This is a genomic window from Acidobacteriota bacterium, assembly GCA_012517875.1.
Lineage (GTDB): Bacteria > Acidobacteriota > JAAYUB01 > JAAYUB01 > JAAYUB01 > JAAYUB01.
The window spans coordinates 1-2,367 of the sequence record JAAYUB010000165.1 but is presented as its reverse complement, the minus strand read 5'-3'; the positions used below and the strand labels follow the sequence as shown (position 1 = coordinate 2,367).

At 65.8% G+C, this 2,367-nt stretch carries 1 protein-coding gene; it reads right to left on the bottom strand.

The genetic code is table 11. The annotated features are described in order from the left end of the window. Positions 1–789: 789 nt before the first annotated feature. On the bottom strand, positions 790–2,367 hold a 1,578-nt coding region (locus tag GX414_15840; protein ID NLI48573.1), incomplete at its 5' end, for a hypothetical protein.

Below are 2,367 nucleotides of genomic sequence, written 5' to 3'. Positions count from 1 at the left end.
TCCAGATTGGTAGACAGGAGCAATATAGTCTGTGACTCCGGAAGCAATCACCACGTCCAGACAGAATGCGCCCCTCTCCAGGGGAAGGGTGTGTTTTGTCTTGACGGGAGCGCTCTTCTCATAGATGAGAGTTGAGGGTTGAAAGTTCGTGCGCGTGATTCGTAATCGTAATCCCAACCCGGCGTAACCGGAACCAAGGGCGCATGATCGTTCACTCCATCTCTGTTCCGTAATGCCGGGTCTTCGGCAAGCCCTTCCAGTTTCAAAGACAATAGCCAGGCGCAGCCCGGCGAAGCCGGGCAGCGCCTGGACAGTCGAATAGTTTTACATGGCGCGCCCCTGAACAGGGGCGCGGGGAAGTGTGGAGTCCGCCGACATCCTTTCTTCGCGCCCCGTACCCGGGGCGCGGCGCGTCAACCAGTTGGCCTTCCAGGCGCTGCCCCGCGTGCGCGGGGCTGCGCCCGGCTATTTTCGTCGTGAATGGGTGGACGGTGCCGGCTAATGATGAGTTGGGCGACCCGGCCGAGCGCGCGGAGAAAATCCTGCTAAAAATTGGCAAAAAATCGGGAGTAACTGAGTAATCGATGCTCGAGGCTCGTTCTCGTCCGACGGACATCGGACATCGGATTTCGTACTCGTAATCGTAATTCGTAATCGTGATCGAGCCGTTGGAAGGTTTGAACGTTTTAACGTTGAAACGTTCACAGGTTCGCAAGTTTTAGGTTCGCAGGTTCTGGATCAGTTGATGATTGATGGTTGATCCGTCTCTCGCTTCACCGACTCACCGTTTCACCGATTGAGTTCGGCCAGCTCGTCGCGGGAAAACTGGTTGAGCCAGTAGGTGGGATTGTACGGTACGGGCGCGCCGCCCAGGGCGGTGCGGTCGCCCAGCCGGGCGCGGATGACCGCGTGGAGGTAGCGGCTGTTGGTGTCGGACCGCGCGGCGTCCAGCGACGGCAGGTCCGCCGCCGTCCCTTTGAACTCCCCGGCGAGTACCTGGAAATAGATCCGGTACAGCTTCAGCAGCAGGTTGCGGGAATAGTGCTCCGACAGCCCGGCGGCGTGACGGGCCCCCTCCCGGGCGGCGGCCGCCGCGCCGCTGGCGTCGCCCAGGCGCCGCCGGGCCAGGGCGCGCAACCAGTGCCCCTCCATCGCGTATGGGTTTTTCGCCAGCCAGACGTCCAGGTGGCGGGCGGCTGTCGCCGGGTCGCCGCCGGCGTAGGCGGCCTCGGCGGCGCACAGGATGAGCAGGTGGAAGCGGTATCGGTTGAACCCCTCTTCCAGCACGCGGACCGCACCGGCGGTGTCGCGGTGGGACATGCGCCACCAGCCTTCGATGATGTTCCGCGTCAGTCCGGATGTGTACACGTCGGGCAGTTTGTGGTAGGCGTCCTCGACGAGCGCCGTGTCCCCCAACATGGTGCCCCCCACCACCTGGTTCAGCAGGGGCCGGCCGTCGAGGGTGGCGCGGACGCGGGCCTGGCGGTAGGCTTCGAGCGAGGCGGCGGTGCGCCCATGGAACAGATGGGCCCATCCATGGAGCACCATGTCCCGTCCAGCGCCTCCCGCCGACACGCCGTCGTCGCCGGCCGCGCTGATGTCATAGGTGTAGAGGTGATAGGCCAGCCGGGCGTTGAGCAGCTCGGCGGAGGAGGCGTTGTGGCGCTGACCCAGCTCGATGAAGCGCGCCGCCTCGTCCAAATAAACCGGATCATAATCCAGGCCCAGGTTGCGGTACTGCAGGTAGGCGAACACCGTCCGCTCATAGGCCGGAATGAAATCGGGCGCGATCTCGATGCACCGCCGCAGGCTGGCGATGGCCGGCTCCAACTGGTCCGGGTCATACGCCCCGAGGAGCAGGCTGCCGCGGGTGTAGGCGTCGAACGCCTCGCGGCCGGGGAAGGGGAGCTTGGCCGCCTCGACGTAGATGCCGGCGGCCCGGGCGGCGCCCACGGCGATCCGCGCGGGAATGTCATAGATGGCGTTGATGTCGCCCTGGAGGGTCTCCGACCAGCGGACGCTGCCGTCCGCGGCATCGGTCATCTTGACCGTGGCGATGATCCGGTCGCCCGTCTGGAGCAGCGTTCCGTCGATCACGAACTGGACGCCCTGCTCACGGAACAGCTCCGCCTGCCGGGCGGAGGATTCGAAGCGGCGCCCCTCGGGCAGCGACAGCACCCGCAGGTCGGGCGAGCGGTTCAGCGCGGAGATCAACTCGCCGGTCACCACCCCCGCCAGCTGCCGGCTGCCGTCGTCGCCGGAACTCTGGATGGGGAGGACGAACAGGGTGAGCGGTCCGCCGGCGGGCCGCGGGGGTGGCCGGAGCCACAGGAACCACGCGCCGACGACCGCCGCCGCGGCCAGCGC